Origin of the sequence: Hyphomicrobium sp., from assembly GCF_020852195.1 — a bacterium.
In the GTDB taxonomy this organism is placed as follows: Bacteria; Pseudomonadota; Alphaproteobacteria; order Rhizobiales; family Hyphomicrobiaceae; genus Hyphomicrobium_C.
Genome location: NZ_JADZBI010000066.1, coordinates 1 through 23,948 on the forward strand (window position 1 = coordinate 1; position 23,948 = coordinate 23,948).

A 23,948-nucleotide genomic window follows, 5' to 3' on the forward strand; every position below is an offset into this window, starting at 1 on the left:
GTGCTCGCGCGAGGAGCCGCAGCCGAAATTCTCGCCCGCAACCAGGATTTCCGCGCTCCGGTACGCGGGCTTATTGAGCACGAAGTCGGGATTCTCCTTGCCGCTCTGGTCGTAGCGCAGCTCGTAGAACAGCGCGCGGCCGAGCCCCGTGCGCTTGATCGTCTTCAGGAACTGCTTCGGGATGATCATGTCCGTGTCCACATTCCGGAGCGGAAAGGGAGCGGCGACGCCCGTTAGCTTGGTAAACTTCTGCATCTCTTGGTGTGTCCTGAACCTTCAAACGCGCAGGCTGTCTGCCAGCGCCCGGAAATAGCCTTCGGCGGCGAGCAGGCGGTCGACCCGGATGGCGGCCGCCGACGCCGCAGGCCCGACCGTCGTCCGGTGCGCGCCGAGCTGCTCCAGCCGCCTTTTAACGCCAGCAAGCTTTCGTCCGTCAAGATGGTGTTGCAGCACGCCGACCAGGGTCTCCAGATAGCCCGTGATCCGGCCGAATTCACGGATCACCCCACGCTGCGCCACCCTGTCGTTGGGGGCTGTCGCGAGCCGTGCCGAGTGGCGGGCCGCCCGGCCCAGCGTCTCGGCGATGGCGTCGGCATAGCGGGCCACCTTGGCGCGCCGCGACCGGTCCAGCGCCGTGAGCGCGCCGGCCCAGGTCCCGACCGTCTCGGCGATCGAAAGCAGCCGCTTCGGAAACTCGAGAACGTGCATGGCGACGGCCGACCGGGACAGGCGGTTAAGCCCCCGATCGTAAATCAGGTCCTGCGGCCGGGGATAAACCTAGAGGCTAATGCCATTTGGCCCGAACGTGGCACGGCTTGGGTGTTGATCCTCGACGTGTCTGGACTCCGGCCTTCGCCGGAGTGACGTCAAGTTCGTGGCAGCCGAGTCGGCTCGTTCTGTCAGTAACGGAAGGCCTCTACCGGATCGAGGGGTCGGCGAAGCACTTGCGCATGTACTCGCAGCGGTGCGAGCCCGCGAAATGCATGCTGTCGCCCTTGGCGGGAGAGATGAAGGCACAGATCTCCTCGAGCCCGTTCTCGTCGAGCCAGCCCTGCCGCCGTCCACGCTGCACGGCGAAGCAGTCGGCGGTCTCCTCGTCGGGCCCGCGGAACTGATGCCCGCACTCGTGCGCGAAGATCCAGAGCTTGACCGGCGTCGAGACCTTGGCGAGGAGCCGCGGATTGAGGATCAGGAAGCCCGGATAGGCCGCGCCGTAGTCGTCGAGCTGGCTGTCGATTACGGTCGGGCGCTGCCCGCAGATTTGCTTTTTGCCGTCGAGCTTGAGCTCACCCGGCGGCAGGACGTGCGCATCGCCGCCGACGTGGTCGACATACTCCTGTGGCGTGGGCACATCGTCGGCTGAGACCGGCTGCACTCCGAGTGCAAAAGCCGCAAGGCTCGCGCCCAGGAGAGATCGGCAGAGGGAGTGGAAGGTCGGACGGAGAACCGTCGTCAAATGAGCACCTCTACGCGACACCCGCACGCGCCCCGAAGAAATCCTTAGCAGCTTCAACATCGCCTGCAAAAGTTAACATTCGCTCAGGCGTGCCGAGCTTGTGCAGAACACCCCGCGCGCTGTGGCGAAATTGCAGCGCTCGGCAATTTTCGTCGTTCTATAGAAACAGGACTTTTTCCTGGCGGGCCAGTCACTGCGCCGCCTGCTCCTCGATCTCCTCCATATCGTCGTCGGAGAAGCCGAAATGATGGCCGATCTCGTGCACGAGCACGTGCGTGATGATCTCGCCTAGGGGCTCGCCGCTCTCTGTCCAGTAGTCGAGGATCGCCCGCCGGTAGAGGAACACCATGTCGGGCTCGCGCGGCGCGTCGAGCACGCTCTTCTTGTCGAGCGAAAGCCCCTGGTAGAGTCCCATCAGGTCGAACGGGCTTTCGATGTCGAGCTCGTCGAGCACCTCGTCGAGAGCGAAATCCTCGATGCGGATCACGAGATCGCCGCATACCTCGCGGAACTCTGGCTCGATGCGCTCCCACGCCGCCGCCGCAATGATCTCGAAATCGGCCAGGGTGGGCGGCGTCGCCGATTTCCAGTCCACCGCGCCCGCCATGCCCTGCTCTCCCGCCGTTTCTGATTTTCGAAGGGCAGAGATAGGCGCTTCGGGCCCACCCCTTCAAGGGGTGGCGGCGCATCCGGCAGGCGTTCTAGGCCTGCCAGGTGCGAATGTCGACGAAATGGCCCTCGAGCGCGGCTGCGGCCGCCATCGCCGGCGACACGAGGTGCGTCCGCCCCTTGTAGCCCTGACGGCCCTCGAAGTTGCGGTTCGACGTCGACGCGCAACGCTGCTCGGGCTTGAGCTGGTCGGGATTCATGCCGAGGCACATGGAGCAGCCGGGCTCGCGCCACTCGAAGCCGGCGGCCTTGAAGATCTTGTCGAGACCCTCGGCCTCCGCCTGCTGCTTCACGAGACCCGATCCCGGCACGATCATCGCGTAGGCGAGCCGCTCGGAGATCTTCTTGCCCTCGACGATTTTGGCAACTTCGCGCAGGTCCTCCATGCGCCCGTTGGTGCAGGAGCCGATCCATACCACGTCGAGCGGGATGTCCGTCATCCTCGTGCCGGGTGCGAGTCCCATGTACTCGAGCGCCCGCTTCATCGAGGCACGCTTGTTCTCGTCCGCCACCTCGTCCGGGTTCGGCACGAGGCCGGCAACCGAGACCACATCCTCGGGGCTCGTGCCCCAGGAGACGATCGGCGGCAGCTTGGCCGCGTCGAGGCGCACCTCGCGGTCGAAATGCGCGCCTTCGTCGGAGTAGAGCGTGTCCCAGTACTTCAACGCCATGTCCCAGGCCTGGCCCTTCGGCGCCTTGGGACGGCCCTTGATGAAGGCATAGGTCTTCTCGTCGGGCGCGATCATGCCGGCCCGCGCGCCACCCTCGATCGACATGTTGCAGACCGTCATGCGGCCTTCCATGGAGAGGTCGCGGATCGCCTCGCCCGCGTACTCGATCACGGAGCCCGTGCCGCCGGCGGTGCCGATCTCGCCGATGATGGCCAGGATGATGTCCTTCGCCGTCACGTGGGCCGGCAGCTTGCCGTCCACGGAGACGCGCATGTTCTTGGCCTTCTTCTGCACCAGCGTCTGGGTGGCGAGCACGTGCTCGACCTCGCTCGTGCCGATGCCGTGCGCCAAGGCTCCGAACGCGCCGTGCGTCGAGGTATGGCTGTCGCCGCAGACGATGGTGGTGCCGGGCAGCGTGAAGCCCTGCTCGGGGCCGACGACGTGCACGATGCCCTGCCGCTTGTCGAGCTCGTTGTAGTACTCGACGCCGAAGTCGCGCGCATTGGTGGCCAGCGTCTCGACCTGCACCCGGCTGTCCTCGTCGGCGATGCCGCGGGTGCGGTCCGTGGTCGGAACGTTGTGGTCGACGACGGCCAGCGTCTTCTCGGGGGCCCGTACCTTGCGTCCGCTCATCCGGAGCCCCTCGAACGCCTGCGGGCTCGTCACCTCGTGCACGAGATGGCGGTCGATGTAGAGCAGGCAGGTGCCGTCCGGTTGCCGGTCGACCACGTGGTCGTCGAAAATCTTATCGTAGAGCGTCTTGGCCATGGTTCGGGCTCGGTAAAGGGGGAATTTTCCCATCAGATAGCGTTTCGGCGGCCGGGTTGCAAATCAGCCGCCCTTGCCGCCCCGATAAGGTGAAAATCGGCGATGTTTGCGCCCAACGTGCGGTGCCCGCTCGGGCGACGCCAGCCAGCAAAAGGGCCGGACCCCGATCGGCGGCCCGGCCTGAGGTGGCCAGCACGGAAGCTCGCCTTGGGCGGTGGCAATTAACCCTCGGCTCAGCGCCGCACCGGATGCCTGAGATACGGCCGGACCCCTCTGCGGTTTTACGCGCCAGGCCAAAGTACAGCCTACTCCCGCCAGTGGCGCGCCTTGGCGACCAGGAAGTCGCGCAGCACTTGCACCTTCTTCGAGCTCTTGAGCTCTTCGGGATAGACGAACAGCACCGGCAGGCTCGGCTTTTCCGCGTCGCACTTGGTGAGCACGGGCACCAGGTCGCTGTCCTGCTCCGTCATGTAGTCGGGGATCATGCCGATGCCGATGCCGGCCAGCACGGCCTGCTTGATCGCCACCACGCTGTTGGTCCGGAGCACCGGCTCGCGCGGCTCGCCTTCCGGGCGCCCTGCCGTCTCCAGCCAACTGATCGCAGGCAGCAGTTGCGGCGGCATGCCGCTGTAGGACAGCACGCGGTGGCTGCCGTTGTCGAGGTCGGCGAATGTCTCCGGAACGCCGAAGCGGCGCGTGTATTTCGTCGAGGCCATCGGCCGCACGCTGGCCGTGAACAGTGGCCGGCGGATGAGGTCCGCCTGCTCCGGCTCGCGCGTCCAGATAGCGACATCCGCGGCGCGCATGGCGATGTCGATCTGATCGTCGTCGAGCAGAAGCTCGATGCGGATCTCCGGATAAAGCTCCATGAACTCGCGAAGCCGCTGCGACACCCAGACCGTGCCGAGCCCCACCGGCGCCGCTACCGAGAGCAGTCCGGACGGCTTGGTGGTGGTATCGGCGAGTAGCGTTTCTGCCGTCTGCAGCTTGCTCATGACCTCGGCCACGGTGGCGTAGAGCAACTCGCCCTGCTCGGTCAGCACGAGGCCGCGTGCATGGCGGTGGAACAGCGAGACCTTGAGGTCGCGCTCCAGTGCCGACACCTGCCGGCTGACAGCCGACTGGCTCATGTGCAGCGCGTCGCCCGCGTGCGTGAAGCTGCCCGCCGCGGCGGCCGCATGGACGATCCTGAGCTTGTCCCAATCCATCGAGATACCCCGCAAACGAGCAATCGGCCGGCGACCAAGCGATTCCGATCGCTCGGGCGAACGGTGCATCCGCACGGACACGCATCGTCTGCCTAAGCATTGCGATTATTTGATATCAGAATTAGGGTGGCCATCGAAAAATGCATAGCGGCGACCCTGCACCACAGGTAAAGCCGGCATTGGCAGCGAACCAAGCTGTGGTTATATCTGCGCGTATACGACGGGCTGCGGCGCGCCTGCCGCCAGCCAATCCCCAACCCCTGCCGGCCGTTTCTTAGCCGCCGACCCAAGAGCAAAGGTGTGTCGACATGAGGTTCCTGCGTGTAGCTGCTCTCGCCCTTGCCGCCTCCCTGAGCGCCTGCGGTGGCTCCGACGAGCCGACGAAAGTGTGGGAAGCTACGGGCTTCAGTGCGCCTGAATCGGCGCTTCCGGACACCGACGCCGGCGTGATCTACGTCAGCAACATGGGTGGCGGCAAGCCCGACGAGAAGGACGGCGACGGCTTCATCTCGAAGCTTAGGCTCGACGGCAAGGTGACGGAGGCGAAGTGGGTCACCGGCCTCGACGCACCGAAGGGCCTGGCGCTGTCCAATGGCAAGCTGTACGTCGGCGACGTCGACCATCTCGTCGAGATCGACGTTGCGACCGGAACCGTCACCCGCCATCAGGCCGCGGGCGCCAAGAGCCTGAACGATCCCGCCGTCGACAGCGAGGGCCGCATCTACGTGCCGGACTGGGCAGGCAACGCCATCTGGCGGCTCGCCGACGGCACTTTCGAGAAGTGGCTCGAGAGCGACGCGCTCAAGACCCCGAACGGGCTCCTCGTCGAAAGCGACAGGCTCGTGATTGCCCCCTGGGGCAGCGGTCTGAAGGCTGACTTCTCCACCGAGACGCCCGGCAACCTTCTGACGGTCAGCCTCGCCGACAAGACCGTCGCCGACCTCGGCAACGGCACCCCTGTCGGCAACCTCGACGGCCTTGAGCCGTTCGACGCCGACAACTATCTCGTGACCGACTGGGTGGCCGGCAAGGTGTTCCAGGTTTCGCGCTCGGGTGAGGCCAAGGTGGTGCTGTCTCTCGGCCAGGGCACGGCTGACCTCAACTACAACCCGAGCACGCGCACCGCCATCATCCCGCTGATGGTCGACGGCAAGGTGGTCGCCTATAAGTTCTGACGCGGGCGGGAGCGCCCTTGGAGAGAGGTCGCGCCGCGGAAGCGGCGCGGGTGAGGGGGGCGAGATTTACTCTGCTGCCGCGGCTGTCGCCCCTGCATGCGCCAGGAATCGCTCCGCCTCGAGCGCGGCCATGCAGCCCATGCCGGCGGCCGTTACCGCCTGGCGATACACGTCGTCCTTCACATCGCCGGCCGCGAACACGCCCGGTATCGACGTGGCCGTCGAATCCGGTGCGGTGACGAGGTAGCCCGACGGCTTCGTCTCGAGCTGGCCTCTGAACAACTCTGTCGCCGGCGCGTGCCCGATGGCGACGAACACGCCGTCCACCTTGCGCTTGGTGATCTTGCCCGTCTTGACGTTCCTGAGCTTGACGGCCGTCACCGTGCGCGGCTCGGCCTCGCCCACGATCTCCTCGACCGCGCTGTCCCAGATCACCTCGATCTTGTTGTTCTTGAACAGCCGGTCCTGCAGGATCTTCTCGGCGCGGAAATGGTCGCGCCGGTGCACGACGATCACCTTCTTGGCGAAGTTGGTGAGGAAGATCGCCTCCTCGACGGCGGTGTTGCCGCCGCCGATCACGACCACTTCCTTGCCCTTGTAGAAAAATCCGTCGCACGTTGCGCACGCCGAGACGCCGTAGCCTTTAAACGTCTCTTCGCTCGGGATGCCGAGCCAGCGCGCCTGGGCGCCGGTGGCGATGATCAGCGCGTCGCACGTGTAGCGGTCGCCGGAATCGCCCTCGAGGCGGAACGGCCTCACGCCGAGGTCCACCTTCACGATGTAGTCCATGATGATCTCGGTGCCGACGTGCTCGGCCTGCGCCTTCATCTGCTCCATGAGCCACGGCCCCTGGATCACGTCGGCGAAACCCGGATAGTTCTCGACGTCGGTCGTGATGGTCAGCTGTCCGCCCGGCTGATTGCCCTGGATGAGGACGGGCTGCAGCATGGCGCGAGCCGCGTAGATGGCGGCGGTGTAGCCCGCCGGGCCCGAGCCCAGGATGACGACGCGTGCGTGCTTGGCTTTGCTCATGACCGACCCTTCCGGCCCGCATTTTCGGGGCTCTGCCGCGCGGCACCCCTCCGGTGCGGGCGGCAGCCCTCATATAATCAAGGACCGGGGCCAGCGCGAGCCCTGCCAAGCGCAAGTCGGCACCTATCAACCGTCCGATAGATAGGACAGCGCGGCGCGAATCACGGGCGGGGCAAACAAAATATTCCGGTGTCCCAATCCGTCGAACGCCAGCAGCGTCGCCTTGGGGCACGCCGCCGCGATCTCCTCGGCATGCCGGAACACCACCTCCGTATCGTCGCGGGCATGGATCACGAGCGCCGGGCGGCCGGTTGCGGCCAGCAGATTGGCAGCCGTGAAGGTCGCCATCGGTCGGTGCGCGACGCGCTCGAGGTGTCGCTCGAAGTTGCGCGTTGCCGCCGGCCCGAGGTGAAGCTCGTCGGCGAACTCCCGTGTGATGGTCGAGAAGCTGTTCGGCGAGGAGAGGAGCACGTAGCGCTCGAACGGGTAGGCGCGCGCCATCGGCGGGCCGCCTTCGCCCACGAGCAGCGCGGCGAGGCCGCCCATGGAATGCGTGACCGCGAACTTGAACGGGCCGAGCGTCTCGGCGACGTGCAGCAGGGCCCGCGCGCAATCGATCAGGCTGGCGCGTTCCTGCGCGCTCTTGCCGTGGCCGGGCTGATCGAATGCGACGACGCGGAAGCCGGCCCGGCGCAACTGCTCGGCGAACACGGCCATGAAAGAGGCTTCGCTGGTCCAGCCGTGGGCGATAAGCACGCCGGCATGCGGGCCGTCTCCTTCGGGCTCGAACACGTAGGCCTGCACCTCGCCTTCGGTGGTCGGCATGCGCACCCAGAGCGCATTGCGCAGGTGGAACCGTGCGCGCTCGGCGAGCAGAACGTGATCCGCGCTGCGCCGCGTGGAGAGCTTCGGCAGGCAGAAGCGCCGGTAGGCGAGATCGCCGGCCAGCGCCGGCGGCAGATGGTCGAGACGAACGGGCCGCGTTCTCAATCTCCGATCGAAGAACAGGGTCATCGACCGCCGGTCTCCCTATACAGGCTCACACGCCGCGCGAAAATCGAAGTCCGCCAGCACGTTCGAGAAACGGATTGGATCGCCAAGGGACTCCCGTGATAGAGGACACGTCATGAAAACCGTCGATGAGCACCGTCCGGAAACGTGCAAGCCGATCGGCGAGATCCTCTCGCTCGTCGGCGACAGGTGGACCGTGCTGCTGCTCGCCGCGTTGGGCGACAGACGTATGCGCTTTGGCGAGTTGCACAGAGCCATCGACGGCATCTCACAACGTATGCTGACCGTAACGGTACGCAGCCTCGAGCGCGACGGATTGCTGATCAGGACGGTCTATCCGACCATACCGCCGCGCGTGGAGTATGAGCTGTCCGATCTCGGCCGCTCTCTCAAGGATGCCCTTGCGCCGGTCGGCGCCTGGGTATCCGCAAATCAGCAGAGCATCGAAGCCTCTCGTCGACAATTCGACCAGAAGGCGCAGGAGAACGATAGCTCCCGACACTTATCGAACGGTAAGTAACGACCGAAAAAGTGCCGTCTTGTGGTGTGGGTACGGCACGCCTAGGTCCCTCGCGATTGCATCAGCCGAGGGACCTTTCATGACTTCGAGACCCCACATCGCCATTGTCGTCAGCACCACGCGCCAAGGCCGCTTCGGCGACACTCCGACCGCGTGGATTGCCGACATCGCGAGCCGTCGCGGCGACGCCACCTTCGAGGTCGTCGATCTGCGCGACTATCCGATGCCGTTCTTCGAGCAGAAGATTCCGCTCATCTACGCGCCCGTCGAGAACGACGTCGCCAGGCAATGGGCAGCCAAGATGGCAAGCTTCGACGGCTACATATTCGTCACCGCCGAATACAACCACAGCATCACGGGTGTGCTGAAGAACGCGCTCGATCACCTCTACGAGGAGCCTCAGCGCAAGCCGGCGACATTCGTCGGATATGGCGGAACCGGCGCTGCGAGAGCAATTGAGCATCTGCGCAATATTCTGGCCGAGCTGCACGTTGCCACGCTCAAGCATGCAGTCCACATCGGTATGGTCGAGATGATCGGCATGTTGCGCGAAGGCAAGCAGATGACCGACTACCCGCATCTCGAGCAGTCGGCCGTGCCGATGCTGGATGACCTCGTATGGTGGACAGTGGCGCTCAAGCAGGCCCGCGAGGCAGCAACCCGATAGGGCGCCATCGTCATCAGATCAGCCGCATGGCTCTGAAGCTCGCATGCCCGCCGCGGCCGACGATGATGTGGTCGTGGACGGTGACGCCGAGCGGCCGACCTGCATCGACGATCATCCTCGTCATGTCGATGTCGGCGCGCGACGGCGTCGGATCGCCCGACGGGTGATTATGGACGAGAATGATCGCCGTCGCCGAGAGTTCCAGCGCCCGCTTCACCACCTCGCGCACGTAGACAGGCGTGTGGTCGACGGTCCCCTCGCCCTGCACCTCGTCGGCGATCAGGCGGTTTTTCTTGTCGAGGAACAGGATGCGGAACTGCTCCCGGTGTGCGAAGCCCTGGGCCGCCCGCAGATAGTCGAGCACCTGGTTCCACGACGAGAGCAGCGGGCCGGATGTGATCTCTCCCTGCATCAGGCGCAGCGCCGCGGCGCGGATCAGCTTGATCTCGGTGACGACGGCGTCACCGACGCCGGTGATCTCTCTCAGTCGGGTGTCGGGTGCATTGACCACCTCGGCGAACGATCCGAAGCGCGCCAAGAGCCGCTTGGCGAGATCCTTCGTGTCCCGGCGCGGGATGGCGCGGAACAGCACCATCTCAAGCAGCTCATAGTCGGGAAGCGCCTCCGCCCCCGCCTTGCGGAAGCGCTCGCGCAGCCTTTGGCGATGCCCGGTGTAGAGCGGCTGCGGACCTTCGAGGAACGAGCCCTGTGCGCTCGTCTCCTGTTGCGACCGCTCCGGTGCAGGCGAGTCCGGCTCTTGAGCTTTCGGATCTCGCGCGCCGGGGTCCTGCATCGGTCTATCCGCGGATCAGCTCTGGCGGGAGGGCCACTCGAGACCGGCTGGCGAATGCGTGAACACCTCGACGCCGGTCTCCGTCACGCCGACCGTGTGCTCGAACTGCGCCGACAGCTCGCGATCCCGCGTCACCGCCGTCCAGCCGTCGGAGAGCACCTTCACGTGCGGCTTGCCGAGGTTGATCATCGGCTCGATGGTGAACAGCATGCCGGGCTCCATGACGGCGCCCTCGCCGGCCTCACCGTAGTGGAGGATGTTCGGCCGGTCGTGGAACAGCCGCCCGAGCCCGTGGCCGCAGAAGTCCTTGACCACGCTGCAGCGCTCGCCCTCCGCGAACGACTGGATGGCGGCGCCGATGTGGCCCAGCGTGTTGCCGGGCTTCACCTGCGCGATGCCGCGGTTCAGGGCCTCGTAGGTCACCTCGATCAGCCGCTCGGCGCGGCGGCTGATAGCGCCGACCGAGAACATGCGGCTCGTGTCGCCATGCCATCCGTCGACGATCAGCGTCACGTCGATGTTGATGATGTCGCCCTCGCGCAGCGGCTTGGGTCCGGGGATGCCGTGGCAGACCACGTGGTTGATGGACGTGCAGATGGACTTCGGAAAGCCGCGGTAGTTGAGCGGCGCCGGCACGGCTCCGTTGTCGAGCGCGAACTCGAGCACGCGGTCGTCGAGCTCCTCGGTGGTCACGCCCGGCTCGACGTAGGGGGCGATCATGTCGAGCGCGGCGGCGGCGAGCTGCCCAGCCTTGCGCATGGCAGCGAAGGCCTCCGGCCCATGCCGCTTGATGGCGCCCGTCTCACGCAACTGGGCGCGGCTGACTTCGACGTTGGACATGGGTGTAATGCGTGCCTTCTCTCAAGCGGGACCGAGAGCGCCGATCCTAGTCGACGTCAGCGGGAACAGAAAAGGAATGTAGTCCAAATCCTTCGCCGCGCAACGCTCGGCGGGCCGACGTAGGCCGTCCATTCATGAAAAACGGCGGCTGCCAAGGGCGCCGCCGTCTCCGTTATAGCCGTGTGGCCGGATTGGTCGGCCGTTACTCCTTGGCTTCCTCGGCCGGAACCTCGGCGGCAGCGGCTTCGGCGACGAGCTTCTGCGCCTCGCCGACCCAGTCGTCGCGCTCGACCTGACCGTTGAGCTTCAGCGCCTCGTCGACGTTGGCGATGTCCTCGTCGGAGAAGTTGGCGACCTGCTCGAACTTGTAGCAGTTGAGCGTCTTGAGCCGCGCCGCGAGATCGGCGTCGATGCCCTTGATGCGCGTCAGATCATCGGCCTCGCCTTTGGGCTTCTTGAAGCCCTTCCACGCCGCGTTGAGACGGCGGGCGCGCACGTCGGTGCGCTCGAAGATGCGGGCGGCACGGCCACGGCGGCCGCGCAGGTAGTAGAGCTTCGCGCGCCGGACCTTGCCGCGGCGCAGAACCTCGATCTCCGCGATGTAAGGCGAGTAGATCGGGAACACGCGCTCCACGCCCTCGCCGTAGGAGATCTTGCGGACCGTGAAGCTCTCGTTGAGGCCGCCGCCGGAGCGGGCGATGACCACGCCCTCGTAAGCCTGCAGGCGGACCGACTGGCCTTTGCCGTCGCCTTCGAAGACCTTCACCATCACCTTTACGGTGTCGCCGGGGCCGAACTCCGGCACCGTCCGGGTCTTGAGCACGGCATCCATCTGCTCGCGCTCGAGCTGTTGAATGATGTTCATTTTCATTCCTTTTTGCTTGTACATCAATGCAGAGGAGCGGCGCCGGGACAGTCGTCCGCGTGCACGGCTCATGCGGCTCCTTGTGGAGCGGACCCTTGATGGGAAATTTGTTGGCCGCGCTATAGCCGAATTGGAGGCCCCTGTCGAGGCCGGACTCGCGCTCGCGGGGGCGTCAGCCGGGTGGCGCGGACGGTTTTGGCGGCTCGGCCTCCTTTTCCAGCACCTCGGCCGTCGATGGGCTCAGCGCCGTGCCCTTCTTCTTCGGCTGCGTGAGCGGGGTCGGCTCGGGCGTCGTCATGTTGCCGCGGAGTAGCTGGCGCCCGGCCGTGAACCCGCCGACCACCTGCAGGGCCAGCCGCTCCTCGTCCCGCTTGCGGACGTCGCGGGCCGTCTCCTCGGCGACCGCCGGATCGAAGCCGAGCCCGATCAGCACGTGCTTTCCGAAGACGAGCGCCGATTCGAACATCTCGCGGATGTAATAGTCGACGCGCGTTTCGATCAGGCGCAGCGCGTGACCGCGGTCGTAGGCGCGCACGAACAGCTTGGCCACCGGGAACTCGGCCTTGACGAGCTCGACGATGCGGTCGGCGGTCTCGGGCTTGTCGACGCAGACGAGAATGGCCTCGGCCGTCGCCGCGCCCGAGGCGCGCAGCACGTCGAGCCGCGTTCCGTCGCCGTAGTAGACCTTGAACCCGAAATTGCCGGCGGCGCGGATCATGTCGACGTCGATCTCGATCAGCGAAACGTCGACGCCGCGCGCGAGCAGCGGCTGGCTGACGAGCTGCCCGAAGCGGCCGAAGCCGATGATCAGCACGCGGTTCTGGAGGTCCTTCGCGGCCTCGACGCCGTCGAAGGAGACCTTGGTCGCGGGTGCGTAGCGGTCGTGCAGCAGCACAATCAGCGGTGTCAGCGCCATCGACAGGATGACGATGGCGCTCATGATCGCCGCCACGCGCTGGTCGAACACGCCGTGGGAGAGCGCCGCCGCATAGAGCACGAAGGCGAACTCGCCGCCCTGCGCGAACAGGGCGGATCGCAACAGGGCCTCCTTCCAGTCGGCTCGGAACAGAAGCGCGATGACGAAGATGCCGATCGCCTTGGCCACCATGAACGCGATCACGCCGACGACGATGAGCACCCATTCCCTGGCGACGAGCGCCAGATCGAGCGACATGCCGACGCTGAGGAAGAAGAGGCCGAGCAGGAGCCCCTTGAAGGGATCGATGTCCGCCTCGAGCTGGTTGCGGAAGGTCGATTCCGAGAGCAGCACGCCGGCCAGGAACGCGCCCATGGCCATGGAGAGGCCGCCCCACTGCATGAAGAGCGCCGCGCCGAGCACGACCATCAGCGAGGCCGCGAGCATGATCTCGCGGCCTCCGAGCGTGGCCACGAGCCCGAACAGCGGATTGAGCAGCCACTTCCCGGCCGCGACGACCGCAAGGATCGCGGCGGCGCCGATGGCAACGCTCATCCAAACCGGCTGATCGCCGTCGGTGAGGCTGCCGCCGTTGAAGGCCGCGAACAGCGCGACGAGCGCCAGCAGCGGGACGATGGCGAGATCCTCGAGCAGCAGGATGGAAACCGCGCGCTGCCCGGCCGGCGTCGCCGTCTCGCCGCGCTCGTCCAGCATCTTGACGATGACCGCGGTGGACGACAGCACGAAGCCCATGGCGCCGATCACCGCCACCGGGATGGAGAGCCCGCCGAGATAGACGCCGACCGCCGACAACAGCGCTCCGCACGTCAGCACCTGCACGAGGCCGAGGCCGAAGATGTCCTTGCGCAACGCCCAGAGCTTCGCCGGGCGCATCTCGAGCCCGATGATGAACAGGAACATGACGACGCCGAGCTCGGCGACGTGCAGGATCGCCACCGGATCGGTGATGAGACCGAAGCCGAACGGCCCGATGACGAGACCGGCGGTCAGATAACCGAGAACCGAGCCGAGCCCGAGCTTCCGGAACAGAGGGACCGCAACCACGCTTGCCGTCAGCAGGGCCACGGCGGGGGCGAGGCCGGCTATCGTTGTTTCAGTCGCCATGGGAATGCCTTATGTCCGGAGGGAGCTCGAGCGGGAGAGGCGCTGCAACAATCGGGTTGCATTGCCTCGATAAAGCCTTTGCACCGTTCTGCGCAAGGTTATGAGGCCGTCGTCCGTCCTCGTGCGGACATTGGCGCGGCACCACGGCCACAAGCTCGTGCTGCCTATTGCCTTAGATTGAAGCAAATAAGACTGCCGACGCGGCAGGCCTGGGGCTCTGGCATGCGCAGCAGATGCCTCCAGCCTCCGCCCCGATGTCAGATACGTCGGCGACCGGCAGTTCGGGTTCCACGCCGTGGAAAGGCTCAACTGCGCAGGATGCTTACGTGCGTTGATGGCGGGCGCGAGCGCCGCGCTCGAGGGCGTCGCAGACCGGCTTTTCCAATCCAAGCGCTGCGGCCAGCAGCTCCATGAAGTGCGTCTCGTTGGCGTGAATGGAGAGGTCGGAGGCCGCCACCTCGGCGCAGAGCACATAGGCGGTCTCGTAAAGCCGGGGCGGGAGACTTTGCTTGATCACGGCGATCACCGCGTCCACGCCGTCGGGCTTTCTCAGCAGCTTGCCGCACTGCTGCGCGGTATCGGCCAGCCAGTCACGCGTGAAGGCATGGAACGGCGGCAGCTCACGCACGATGGAGCTGATGCGGTCCAGCTCCGCGGTCGTGATCGTGCGGTCGGCGGCCGAGACCGTGACCATGGCGTATATGAGGGCGTCGGGCGGCGGGATGCGGTCGGACATGCGTTCTTCTTTAGGGTGATGGGCTCGATGCAAACTTTCGGCCGAGTCCATTCAAGGCGTGCTGAGGCCGGCCAGGGTCTCGAGGAGCACGGTGTTGAAGGCGTCCGGCTCCTCGATGTGCGGAGCGTGGCCCAGCTCGGGGAACGTGACCAAACGAGCGTTCGGAATGCGGCTTTCGGCTTCGCGGGCAAGTTCGGCGTAGTGGCCGAGCTTCGCGGCGACTTCCGGCGGTGCGCGGTCCTTGCCGATAGCGGTGGTGTCGCGCTCGCCGATCAGCAGCACGACGGGAACCGCGAGGCGGGTGAACTCGTGCACCACCGGCTGGGTGAAGATCATGTCGGAGGCGCGCGCCTGCGAGAGGATCGCGAGCTCGCTGTCTGTCCCGCGGTAGGTGGAGGCCAGCATCTCGACCCAGCGGTCGAACTCGGGACGCCAGCGGCCGTCGTAGTAGGTCTTCTGCTGGTAGGCCTTGATGCGCGCCGCATCGGTCTTGCGCTCGGCTTCGAGCAGCTCGTCGACGGTGCGGCCGGGAACGCCCTTGGCGCTCCAGTCTTCGAGGCCGATCGGGTTGACGAGGACGAGCGCGGCTTTGTCATCCGGGAAGCTCAGCGCATAGCGCGTGGCGAGCATGCCGCCCATGGAATGGCCGATCAGGATCGGGCGCGTGACGCCGAGGCTCGCGAGCAGCGCGCGCGTGTTGGCGGCGAGCTGATGGAAGCTCATCTGATAGGTGGCGGGCTTCGTGGATTTGCAGAAACCGATCTGGTCCGGGACCACGACCCGATAGCCGGCGGCAGCGAGCGGCGTGATGACGCCTTCCCAGGTGGCCCCGCAGAAGTTCTTGCCGTGGAAGAGGATGGCGGTCTTGCCGTTGGCGGTCGCGGATGGCGGCACGTCCATGTAGGCCATGACCAGCGCCTGGCCCTGAGAGGTGAAGGCGTGCTGCTTCATGGGATGGGGATAGGAAAAATCCGTCAGCATGCCGTCGGCGTGGGCGCTGCCGCCGGCGATGAGGACTATCGCCACCGCGAAAAGCGCGCCGCGTCGCCGTTGCATCGATTTTTCTCCCTCTCTGGTTCCCGGCGCATATGGCCTTCGATCTTGCGCCGCACAAGGGCACGGCGGGGTCGCAACGCGCTCGATTAATCATGGGCGGCGATTCCTGCCCCTAAGTGCCGGTCGCGTGTTTCTTCTCTTTCGTCTCGCGGGCACTATGTTAAGGGGTCTCTCCCGATATGGCTGATCCGGGGCGGTGCCGAGCCCGTATCGTCCGCGCAGTTACTTGAAGGTTCCACGCGATGAGGCAGTCGCCCCCACCCATGAAGAACAAGCTGATCAAGGTAACCGCCCCCGAGGTGTCGGCTCCGACGCGCGAGGAGGCCGAGGCCGCCGTGCGTACGCTGCTGCGCTGGGCCGGCGACAACCCGGAGCGCGACGGGCTTCTCGAGACGCCCGAGCGCGTGGCGAAGGCATTCGAGGAGTATTTCCGCGGCTACAAGGACGATCCCGAGGCAATCCTGCAGAAGACCTTCGAGGAGACTGAGGGCTACGACGAGATGATCGTGCTGCGCGGCATCCGCTTCGAGAGCCATTGCGAGCACCATCTGGCGCCGATCATCGGGCGCGCGTGGGTCGGCTACATCCCGAACGGACGCGTGGTCGGCATCTCGAAGCTTGCACGCGTGGTGGAGGCCTATGCGAAGCGGCTGCAGATCCAGGAGAAGATGACGGCGCAGATCGCCAATGCCATCGAGAGCGCGCTGGCGCCGCAGGGCGTGGCCGTGGTGCTCAAGGCCGAGCATCACTGCATGACGACGCGCGGCATCCACAAGCCCGGAACGGACATGGTGACGAGCCGCATGCTCGGCATCTTCCGCGACAGCGCCATCACGCGGCAGGAGTTTCTGTCGATGATCGATTGATCCCGTAAGATTTTTCAATCAACCCGCCGGGCCTCGTCCCGGCGGCTTCATTTCTGGAGTATTGCGTTGAGTGTCGGAAAGACTGTTCTGATCACAGGTTCCTCGAGCGGAATCGGCCGGGCCACGGCCGAGCTGTTTGCCGCAAACGGCTGGAATGTCGCGGCCACCATGCGCACGCCCGAGACGAGCGATCTCGGAAGCGTCTCGGACCGCATCAAGCTGTTCAAGCTCGACGTGACGGACCAGGCGTCCGTCGATCGGGCGGTGGCGGAGGTGATCGCCGCGTTCGGTGCCATCGACGTGGTGGTCAACAACGCGGGCTACGGTTTGATGGGGCCGTTCGAGGCGCAGACGGACGCACAGATCCGGCGGCAGTTCGAATGCAACCTGTTCGGCGTGCTCAACGTGACGCGCGCGGTGCTGCCGCACATGCGCGAGAGGAAGCAGGGCCGTATCGTCAACGTAGGCTCGGCGGCGGGGCGCATGACCATGCCGCTTTACTCGATGTACAGCGCGACGAAGTGGGCGCTGGAAGGTTTTTCGGAAGGGCTCTGGTTCGAGCTGCGCCAGCACAACATCAAGGTCAAGATCATCGAGCCGGGGATGATCAAGACCGATTTCTTCGAGCGTTCGCGCGAGGTCGCGACGAAGGAGGGGCTTACCGCCTATGACACGTTCGTCGAGACCGTGATGCCGAACATCAAGGCCTGGGAGGACGCGGGTGCGGAGCCGATCGTGGTCGCGCGCAGCATCTGGCGCGCCTCGACCAGCATCTGGCCGCGGCTGCGCTATCAGCCGAACGCGACCTTCACGGTGTGGGGGCGCGGCTGGGTGCCGGGGCATCTCTACGTGCGGCTCATCCGGCGCATCTTCAACGCCTGGTGATCGCGCGCGGCCGCATTACCTAGGGTTGATGAAGCTCAATGTTGCGGCTTGGGCCGCAACCGATCATTCGTTCAAAACAACGGGTGATGCATGATCAAGGTTCTTTGCGCGATCGACGACACGGAGCACAGCTTGCCGGCCGCGCGGCTGGCCGCGAAGCTTGCCGGCGCGCTCGGTGCAGAGCTTACGCTGCTCGCGGTCAACCAGATGATCGGCGGCTACTCCAGCGCCGATGCCTCGAAGCTGCTTTGGACCGGCGTCGAAGCTCAGCGCGTCCTCGATGCGGCAGCAGAGGAAGCTCGCAAGGCCGGTGCAACGCAGGTTGCTACGGCGTCGGTCAACAGCCGCGATCCGGCGGTGGCGATCACGCAGTTCGCGGAGACGAACGGCTTCGACCACATCGTGGTCGGCAGCGGAGGCAAGGGCCTCGCGTTCCGCATGGTGCTGGGGTCGGTCTCGCGCGATGTGGTTCAGCGCGCGCACTGCGCCGTGACCGTCGCGCGATAGGCGTATCAGCTATTGGCGGCGCTTCTAGTAGTCCACGCTCATGAGATAGAGGCCGGCGGCGGGGGCGACGGGGCCGCAGGCGGTGCGGTCGCGGGCTTCCAGCGCGGTGCGCAGGTCGTCACGCGTCCATTTTCCTTCCCCTACGAGCTTCAGGCTGCCAACCATCGAGCGCACCTGGTTGTGCAGGAACGAGCGGGCGGACGCGGTGATGCGGATCTCATCTCCGTCATGCGTGACGTCCAGCCGGTCCAGCGTGCGAATGGGCGATTTCGCCTGGCATTGGACGGCGCGGAAGGTCGTGAAGTCGTGGCGCCCGACGAGGACCGAGGCGGCGTCGGCCATGGCCTCGGCGTCGATGGCGCGGGGAAGCCACCAGACGCGATTGCGGTCGAGGGCTGGCGGCGAGCGGCGTGCCAGGATGCGGTAGAGATAGTGGCGCGCCGTGGCGCTGAAGCGGGCGTCGAAGTCGGCCGGTACCTCGGCGGCGGCCAGCACGACGACAGGCTGCGGCTTCAGGTAGAAGTTCAGGCCGTCGCGGATCTTGTCCACCGGCCAGTCCTTGCCGAGGTCGAAGTGGGCGACCTGCCTGCGGGCATGCACGCCGGCATCGGTACGGCCGGCGCCGCGTACGCCCGCGGTTTCGCCGGTGAGGCTCACGATTGCGGCCTCGAGGGCGCCCTGCACGGAGACGCCGTCGGGCTGGACCTGCCAGCCGACGAACGGCGTGCCGTCGTATTCGATGGTCAGACGATAGCGGGGCATGGGCTCGAGACGCGTTCCTGCGAGGCCCCTGCCTAGCTCGCCCCGTGCGGTTGCTCAAGGCGCAATGCGGCGCCGTCAGCGGCGCTCGCGGATCACCGGCACGCCGGGCTCATACACGTTGAGGCTCAGGGGCGTGCGGTTGCCCGGATTGACGATCACGTGGCCTTCAGGGGGAAGCGGGCGGAAGACGCGCACCCCGTGCTCGACGGTGACGGTGGCGCCATAGGCGTTGTAGGGCACGATGCGCGTCGTCGTGGCGTCGCCGGCGTGAGCGGATGCGCCGGCGAGGCAAAGCGCTGCGGCGCAGGCTGTGAGAGAGCGGATCATGGGGCATCTCCAGGACGGTCTTTGGCCCCGACCTTAGGAGACAACGTGCATTCCGGAAGCGCGGTTCGCTCGCGATGCTTAATAGGTGTTTTGCTGCCCGATGCGCGTGCCGCGTGGCATGGTGAATCCGCGCAGGAACTCGTCCGCCGTCATGGCCCGCTTGCCGGCGCGCTGGACCTCGACCAGGCGGACAGCGCCCTCGCCGCAGGCGACGGTGAGCCTGTCGTCGAGCACCTCGCCAGGAAGTCCGCGACCTTCGCCTAGGGTCGAGTGCAGCACCTTGATGCGCTCCGGCTTGCCGCCGGGTGGCGCGGCTTCGAACCAGGCGCCCGGAAAAGGCGAGAGGCCGCGGATGTGGTTGTGGACCTCGGCTGCGGGCCGAGCGAAGTCGATCTCGGCTTCTTTCTTGTCGATCTTCGCGGCGTAGGTGACGCCGTCCTCCGGCTGGGGCACGGCATCGAAGGTGCCGTTCTCGAGCTCGGCCAGGGCGGCGACGATGAGCTCCGCGCCGCGGCGCGCGAGGATGTCATGCAGCTCTCCGGCGGTCATGTCGGGGCCGATGGGCACCCGCTTGGCGAGCCCCACGGGGCCGGTGTCCAGCCCTTCCTCCATGCGCATGACCATGACGGCGGTCTCGGTGTCGCCGGCCATGATAGCGCGCTGGATCGGGGCTGCACCGCGCCAGCGCGGCAGCGCGGAGGCATGCACGTTGAAGCAGCCGAGGCGCGGAGCGGCGAGGACCGGCGAGGGCAGGATCAGGCCGTAGGCGATGACAACGGCCGCATCGGCGCGCAGGTCCGCGAAGAGGGTCTGCTGCTCGGGATCCTTGAGAGACTTCGGCGTGTGCACGGGGATGCCGAGGGCCTCGGCCCTCGCGTGGACGGGTGAGGGCCGCGGGGCCATGCCGCGTCCGGCCGGGCGGGGCGGCTGGGCGTAGACGGCCGCAACATCATGACCCGCAGCGTGAATCGCCTCCAGCGCCGGCACCGAGAAGTCCGGTGTTCCCATGAATACGATCTTAAGGGACATGGCAGCCTTTCGGCGCGTCGGGCGTTATGTGATGCGTGCGGCGCGACGTCAGGCTGAGGCTTCGCGCGCCATCTTCTTGAACTTGCGCACGACGATATCGCGCTTCAGGCGGGAGAGGAAATCGATGATCAGCTTGCCGTTCAAGTGGTCGATCTCGTGCTGCAGCGCGGTGGCGAGCAGCCCTTCGGCGGGGAGCTCCTGGGGCTTCCCCTCGCGGTCGAGGTAGCCCACGACGATGCTCGCCGGGCGCTCGATCTCGAGGCGAAAGTCGGGGATCGAGAGGCAGCCTTCCTCGTGCATGCGCGTTCTCTCGCCGTCGATCTTGAGGACCTCGGGATTGATGAGCGTCATGGGCCGTGGCGTGTCGTCGTCCTCGGAAACGTCGAGCACGATGAGGCGCTTCGGCACGCCGACCTGCACGGCGGCAAGCCCGATGCCCGGCGCGTCGTACATGGTCTCCAGCATGTCGTCGGCGAGCTTCAACAGCTCGGCGTCGACCGTTTCCACGGGCTTGGAAACCTTGCGCAGCAGAGGGTCAGGAAGCGTGATGATCGGAAGGGCGGACATGATCATGAAATAGGCAAGACGGGCGCATGGGTCAATCTGCGGCGCGTGCCGGCGCGGCCTCCGGCAATACACTACGTACTATTACCAATCCCCTAGAAACACGCTGCATTCACCGTCAACTCTATTGTAACATCCTGTAATATTGCGGAGCCTGCTCCAAGAGACCGGCGCATGAAGCATGACCTCAACCCTCTGATCCTCGGCCGCCGCGAATGGGTGGCGCTGCCGGATCTTGGGCTTTTCGCCATCAAGGCGAAGGTGGATACGGGCGCGCGCACGTCGGCGCTCCATGCCGAGTCCATCGAGACCTTCGGCCCGGACTCGGCGCCGCGGGCGCGGTTCCTCGTGCGTCCGCTGCTGGAGGAACCGGAGCTCGCCGTGTGGTGCGAAGCCGATCTGGTCGGCGCGCGGGACGTGACCTGCTCGAGCGGCGAGCGGGAATGCCGGTGCATTATCTCGACAACGCTCCGCGTCGGCGGGCGCGCGTGGCCAATCGAGCTCGGGCTTACGAACCGGGAGGGGCTGGCGCACCGCATGCTGCTCGGGCGGCAGGCGATCCGGCCCGGCATGCTCGTGGATCCCGCGCGCTCGTTCCTGCTGCCGAAGCTCAGCACACGCCGCTATCGGGCGTCGGCTTGAGAGCATCTCCGGTCGCGCCGAGGATTTTTCGCAACTTTCCTTGAGACGGATCTCAACCCCGGCCTGCGCCGGGGGGACGTTGAGATAGGCGTATCGGTTGCCACCGATTTCCGTCCTGCCGGCGCGGGCTGGCATCCAGATCCGTGGGATGTCAGGCGACTCCGAGGACGCGGGCGAGGGCGGCGTTGACGGTCTTCACGTCGAAGCGGCGCTCGGCCTTGAGGCGCGCGGCGCGTGAGCCCGCGGCGAGCTGCTCCGGATTGTTGATGTAGCTTTCCATGGCGACGGCAAGGGATGCCGCGTCGGCGGCTGGCACGAGGCAGCCCGAGACCTTCTCGTCCACGATATCGGCGCAGCCCGGCGTGGTCGTGGTCACCACCGGCCGTCCCGTCGCGAGCGCCTCGAGGGCAGCGCGCGGCATGCCTTCGCCATAGGACGGATAGACGAAGACGTGGCATGCGGCGAGCGCGGGGCGCACGTCCTCGAGGGGGCCGAGGTATTCGACGGCGCCGCTCGCGGAAAGGGCCTCGGGCGCAACGGCATCGGGCTCGCTGCTCGTGGGGCCGGCCAAGAGGAACGTCGCGTTGGGCCAAAGCACCTTCAGCCGCTCGGCTGCCGCCTTGTACTCCAGCACGCCGCGGCGGCGCTCGAGACGGCTCAGCATCAGGAAGACCGGTCCGTCATCGAGCGGTGGCAGAGGCTTGAAAGGAAAGGCCTTGAGGTCGACGCCGCTGCCCGGCACGACGAGCGTCTCCAGGTTCGCGGGCACGAGGCCGAGCCGCGTCAGTGTCGCGAGGTTGTCGCGGTTGTGGAACACCACGGCGTCGCTGGCGCGGATGGCGTGGGCGAAGCGGCGGCGGCCGACGCTTTCGATGCCGTCGCTCGGCAGTCCGTTGACGAGGCTTACCACACGCCGAACGCCGGCGCGGCGCGCGGCGACGGTAGCAAGCGTCAGCGTGCGCAGGCCGAAGGTGAGCACAACGTTGGGCTGCCAGTCGTTGAGCTGGGAGACGAGGTGCGCGATCTCCTGCCAGTCGTCGAGGATGCGAAAGCGTGCGCGGGGTGGGTCGATGACGCGGTGCTGGGCACCGATGCCGCGCAAGGCGAGCACGTATCGGCCCGGTCCCGGCGGCGTCAGGCACAGCACGCGGTGGCCCTGGTGCGTCAGCCATTCGATGAGGTCATGACGCAGGACGGCCGCCGCCTCCGCCGATGGCGCGACAAGGGCGATCCGTTCCGAGACTGGGTGAGTCACTGCGCGAGGCCGATCTGCCGATTCGTGCCGGGAGCCTATCGCAGGCGCGCGGGTGGCAACAAGGACGCGGGCCCTGTGCGGTGCATGGGATGCACAGGTTCAGAGTGCGCGCTCCTCCTCCGCCAGGAGGCGGTCGAAAAGGCGCAGGCAGAGCCAGACCGCGAGGATGCCGAACAGAATGCCGCCGGCCATGTGCGCCGTCAGCACGCCCTCGGCGCCCGCGAGCCAGCTTCCGAGGTGCACGAGGGGGATGGTGCCGACGGTGGCGCGGCCCCAGTTGAGCAGCGTCGCATAGTGCGGGAAGTCCAGCGTGTTGAAAACGGCGTTGACGACGAACAGCGCGCCCATGAAGGCGAACAGCGGCGCCAGCCAGACGTTGAACAGGTGGATCAGGGTCGCGGCCTCGCCGGTGGCGCCGAAGGCGCGGATCAGGCTCGGCGACAGAAGCGCGAGCAGAATCCAGGCGGCGGCCGTGAAGGCCACGTTGACGCCGAGGGCGAGCCTGAACGCTTCGCGCATGCGGGCGCTTTCGTTGGCACCGTAGTTCTGTCCGATGATCGGACCGATCGAGGACGAGAGGGCGTAGATGGCGCCGAAGGCCACGGGCAGGATGCGGCCGATGATGGCCCAGCCGGCCACCGCGTCATCACCGTGTGTGGCGATGGCCGCCGTGACATAGGCGTTCGAGACCGGGGTTGCGACGTTGGTCAGGATCGCCGGCACGGCGATGGCGGTGAAGGCCGGCACGTCCGCCACGAATGCCGGCAGGCGCGGGCGGGCGATCAGGCGGTGCACGCGGATCACGCCGTAGAGGCCAACGGCCATGAACGCGAGGCGGGCGGCGACGGTCGCCCACGCTGCGCCGTCGATGCCGAGGCCGAGGAGGATGATGAAGATCGGGTCCAGGATGGTGTTCACCACCGCGCCGTAGAGCGTGACGTTCATGGCGCGGCGTGCGTCTCCCGCCGCGCGCAACACCGCCGCGGACGTCATGGCCAGCGTGAGGGCGGGCATCGAGGGCGTCAGGATGTAGAGATAGCGCGCGGCAAGGTCGTGCGTGCGCCCCGTCGCGCCGAGCAGCGTCAGGAGCCACGGGATGGCGATGAGGACGACCACCGCCGTCACCGCGCCGACGACGAGGTTGGCGAGGTGGGCGTTGACCGAGAGCCGGCAGGCGCGCAACCGGCGCCGGGCGCCAAGCGCGCGAGAGACGAGCGCGCTCGAGGCGATGGCGAGGCCGATGCCGATCGAGGTGGTGAAGAACAGGATCGAGCTCGCGTAGCCGACGGCGGCCAGAACGGCCTGATCCTTCAGCCACGACAGGAAGACGATGTTGGCGAGATCGCTCAGGAAGATCGCGCCGAGGCCGACGCCGCCGGCGCCGCTCATGACCAGGATGTGGCGCAGCAGGGAGCCGACCACGAATTTCGGTGGCGCGTGAGAGAGCGCTGCCGCGTCCGGTCGGGCGTCCATGGAGGTCCTCGTTGGCCGCTGTCGGGCGGCGGGGGAAGCTAGAGCGCGATCAGCTTTGTTTGAACCGGGATCGCGCTCTAGCCATTTGATGAGACCGATGATTCACGCTTCGGACTGATAGGGTCCGAAG

At 66.5% G+C, this 23,948-nt stretch carries 27 protein-coding genes; 7 read left to right on the forward strand and 20 right to left on the reverse strand.

Annotated features, from left to right (window positions below; genetic code table 11):
• The 6 genes from leuD to IT540_RS04975 form a co-directional block, all read right to left on the reverse strand.
• Positions 1-255, reverse strand: a 255-nt coding sequence (leuD, locus tag IT540_RS04950; protein ID WP_291174083.1) for a 3-isopropylmalate dehydratase small subunit, incomplete at its 3' end; no start/stop codon positions are given.
• Between the two features lie 21 nt (positions 256-276).
• Complete coding sequence (locus IT540_RS04955; RefSeq protein ID WP_291174085.1) at positions 277-708, reverse strand: hypothetical protein; 432 nt, start codon at positions 706-708, stop codon at positions 277-279.
• 208 nt (positions 709-916) lie between these two features.
• Complete coding sequence (locus IT540_RS04960; protein ID WP_291174087.1) at positions 917-1,456, reverse strand: hypothetical protein; 540 nt, start codon at positions 1,454-1,456, stop codon at positions 917-919.
• Between the two features lie 190 nt (positions 1,457-1,646).
• Entirely contained in the window at positions 1,647-2,063 is a 417-nt protein-coding gene (locus tag IT540_RS04965; RefSeq protein ID WP_291174089.1) for a metallopeptidase family protein, read from the reverse strand.
• Positions 2,064-2,157: 94 nt separating this feature from the next.
• Positions 2,158-3,564 carry a 3-isopropylmalate dehydratase large subunit gene (gene leuC / locus IT540_RS04970; RefSeq protein WP_291174091.1) on the reverse strand — a complete coding sequence of 469 codons (1,407 nt, stop codon included), beginning with the start codon at positions 3,562-3,564 and terminating at the stop codon, positions 2,158-2,160.
• A gap of 305 nt (positions 3,565-3,869) precedes the next feature.
• Positions 3,870-4,772 carry a LysR family transcriptional regulator gene (locus tag IT540_RS04975; RefSeq protein WP_291174093.1) on the reverse strand — a complete coding sequence of 301 codons (903 nt, stop codon included), beginning with the start codon at positions 4,770-4,772 and terminating at the stop codon, positions 3,870-3,872.
• A gap of 308 nt (positions 4,773-5,080) precedes the next feature.
• On the opposite strand from IT540_RS04975, the gene IT540_RS04980 reads away from it, so the two are divergent.
• Positions 5,081-5,947, forward strand: coding sequence for a hypothetical protein (locus IT540_RS04980; protein WP_291174095.1), 867 nt, complete (start codon positions 5,081-5,083; stop codon positions 5,945-5,947).
• Between the two features lie 66 nt (positions 5,948-6,013).
• On the opposite strand, the gene trxB is transcribed toward IT540_RS04980, so the two are convergent.
• On the reverse strand, positions 6,014-6,979 hold the full coding sequence (trxB, locus tag IT540_RS04985) for a thioredoxin-disulfide reductase (RefSeq protein WP_291174097.1): 966 nt from the start codon (positions 6,977-6,979) through the stop codon (positions 6,014-6,016).
• 126 nt (positions 6,980-7,105) lie between these two features.
• Entirely contained in the window at positions 7,106-7,993 is an 888-nt protein-coding gene (locus IT540_RS04990) for an alpha/beta fold hydrolase (RefSeq protein WP_291174098.1), read from the reverse strand.
• A 112-nt stretch (positions 7,994-8,105) separates the two neighbouring features.
• Here IT540_RS04990 and IT540_RS04995 point away from each other — a divergent pair, with 112 nt between their 5' ends.
• Both IT540_RS04995 and IT540_RS05000 read left to right on the forward strand, forming a co-directional pair.
• Positions 8,106-8,510 (forward strand): helix-turn-helix domain-containing protein, encoded by a 405-nt coding sequence (locus IT540_RS04995; protein WP_291174100.1) that lies wholly within the window; start codon positions 8,106-8,108, stop codon positions 8,508-8,510.
• Positions 8,511-8,589: 79 nt separating this feature from the next.
• On the forward strand, positions 8,590-9,177 hold the full coding sequence (locus IT540_RS05000) for an NAD(P)H-dependent oxidoreductase (protein WP_291174102.1): 588 nt from the start codon (positions 8,590-8,592) through the stop codon (positions 9,175-9,177).
• Between the two features lie 13 nt (positions 9,178-9,190).
• Here IT540_RS05000 and radC read toward each other — a convergent pair whose 3' ends face one another.
• The 6 genes from radC to IT540_RS05030 form a co-directional block, all read right to left on the reverse strand.
• On the reverse strand, positions 9,191-9,970 hold the full coding sequence (gene radC, locus IT540_RS05005; RefSeq protein WP_291174104.1) for a DNA repair protein RadC: 780 nt from the start codon (positions 9,968-9,970) through the stop codon (positions 9,191-9,193).
• A gap of 15 nt (positions 9,971-9,985) precedes the next feature.
• Positions 9,986-10,810 (reverse strand): type I methionyl aminopeptidase, encoded by an 825-nt coding sequence (gene map / locus IT540_RS05010; protein WP_291174105.1) that lies wholly within the window; start codon positions 10,808-10,810, stop codon positions 9,986-9,988.
• A 202-nt stretch (positions 10,811-11,012) separates the two neighbouring features.
• Positions 11,013-11,675: a 50S ribosomal protein L19 gene (gene rplS, locus IT540_RS05015; protein WP_291174106.1), complete on the reverse strand. Its 663-nt coding sequence runs from the start codon at positions 11,673-11,675 to the stop codon at positions 11,013-11,015.
• A gap of 172 nt (positions 11,676-11,847) precedes the next feature.
• Complete coding sequence (locus tag IT540_RS05020; protein ID WP_291174107.1) at positions 11,848-13,716, reverse strand: monovalent cation:proton antiporter-2 (CPA2) family protein; 1,869 nt, start codon at positions 13,714-13,716, stop codon at positions 11,848-11,850.
• A 322-nt stretch (positions 13,717-14,038) separates the two neighbouring features.
• The gene (locus IT540_RS05025; protein ID WP_291174108.1) at positions 14,039-14,452 is read right to left on the reverse strand and encodes a tellurite resistance TerB family protein; all 414 of its coding nucleotides are present in this window, start codon (positions 14,450-14,452) and stop codon (positions 14,039-14,041) included.
• 51 nt (positions 14,453-14,503) lie between these two features.
• The gene (locus tag IT540_RS05030) at positions 14,504-15,508 is read right to left on the reverse strand and encodes an alpha/beta hydrolase (protein ID WP_291174109.1); all 1,005 of its coding nucleotides are present in this window, start codon (positions 15,506-15,508) and stop codon (positions 14,504-14,506) included.
• Between the two features lie 263 nt (positions 15,509-15,771).
• Here IT540_RS05030 and folE point away from each other — a divergent pair, with 263 nt between their 5' ends.
• The 3 genes from folE to IT540_RS05045 all read left to right on the forward strand — a co-directional run bounded on the left by folE (position 15,772) and on the right by IT540_RS05045 (position 17,766).
• The gene (folE, locus tag IT540_RS05035; RefSeq protein WP_291174162.1) at positions 15,772-16,374 is read left to right on the forward strand and encodes a GTP cyclohydrolase I FolE; all 603 of its coding nucleotides are present in this window, start codon (positions 15,772-15,774) and stop codon (positions 16,372-16,374) included.
• 66 nt (positions 16,375-16,440) lie between these two features.
• Positions 16,441-17,259, forward strand: a complete 819-nt coding sequence (locus IT540_RS05040; RefSeq protein ID WP_291174111.1) for an SDR family oxidoreductase — start codon at positions 16,441-16,443, stop codon at positions 17,257-17,259.
• 90 nt (positions 17,260-17,349) lie between these two features.
• The gene (locus IT540_RS05045) at positions 17,350-17,766 is read left to right on the forward strand and encodes a universal stress protein (protein WP_291174113.1); all 417 of its coding nucleotides are present in this window, start codon (positions 17,350-17,352) and stop codon (positions 17,764-17,766) included.
• Between the two features lie 24 nt (positions 17,767-17,790).
• Here the strand turns inward: IT540_RS05045 and truA are convergent, their stop codons facing one another.
• The 4 genes from truA to def form a co-directional block, all read right to left on the reverse strand.
• The gene (gene truA, locus IT540_RS05050) at positions 17,791-18,528 is read right to left on the reverse strand and encodes a tRNA pseudouridine(38-40) synthase TruA (protein ID WP_291174115.1); all 738 of its coding nucleotides are present in this window, start codon (positions 18,526-18,528) and stop codon (positions 17,791-17,793) included.
• Between the two features lie 75 nt (positions 18,529-18,603).
• Positions 18,604-18,855, reverse strand: coding sequence for a hypothetical protein (locus IT540_RS05055; RefSeq protein ID WP_291174117.1), 252 nt, complete (start codon positions 18,853-18,855; stop codon positions 18,604-18,606).
• 78 nt (positions 18,856-18,933) lie between these two features.
• Positions 18,934-19,884: a methionyl-tRNA formyltransferase gene (fmt, locus tag IT540_RS05060; protein ID WP_291174119.1), complete on the reverse strand. Its 951-nt coding sequence runs from the start codon at positions 19,882-19,884 to the stop codon at positions 18,934-18,936.
• Positions 19,885-19,932: 48 nt separating this feature from the next.
• Complete coding sequence (gene def, locus IT540_RS05065) at positions 19,933-20,451, reverse strand: peptide deformylase (RefSeq protein ID WP_291174122.1); 519 nt, start codon at positions 20,449-20,451, stop codon at positions 19,933-19,935.
• A gap of 171 nt (positions 20,452-20,622) precedes the next feature.
• Here def and IT540_RS05070 point away from each other — a divergent pair, with 171 nt between their 5' ends.
• Positions 20,623-21,090, forward strand: coding sequence for a RimK/LysX family protein (locus tag IT540_RS05070; RefSeq protein ID WP_291174124.1), 468 nt, complete (start codon positions 20,623-20,625; stop codon positions 21,088-21,090).
• Between the two features lie 151 nt (positions 21,091-21,241).
• Here the strand turns inward: IT540_RS05070 and IT540_RS05075 are convergent, their stop codons facing one another.
• A complete protein-coding gene (locus tag IT540_RS05075) occupies positions 21,242-22,345 on the reverse strand; it encodes a glycosyltransferase family 4 protein (RefSeq protein ID WP_291174127.1) in 1,104 nt (367 codons plus the stop codon).
• Between the two features lie 99 nt (positions 22,346-22,444).
• A complete protein-coding gene (locus tag IT540_RS05080; protein ID WP_291174129.1) occupies positions 22,445-23,818 on the reverse strand; it encodes an MATE family efflux transporter in 1,374 nt (457 codons plus the stop codon).
• Positions 23,819-23,948: the final 130 nt, after the last annotated feature.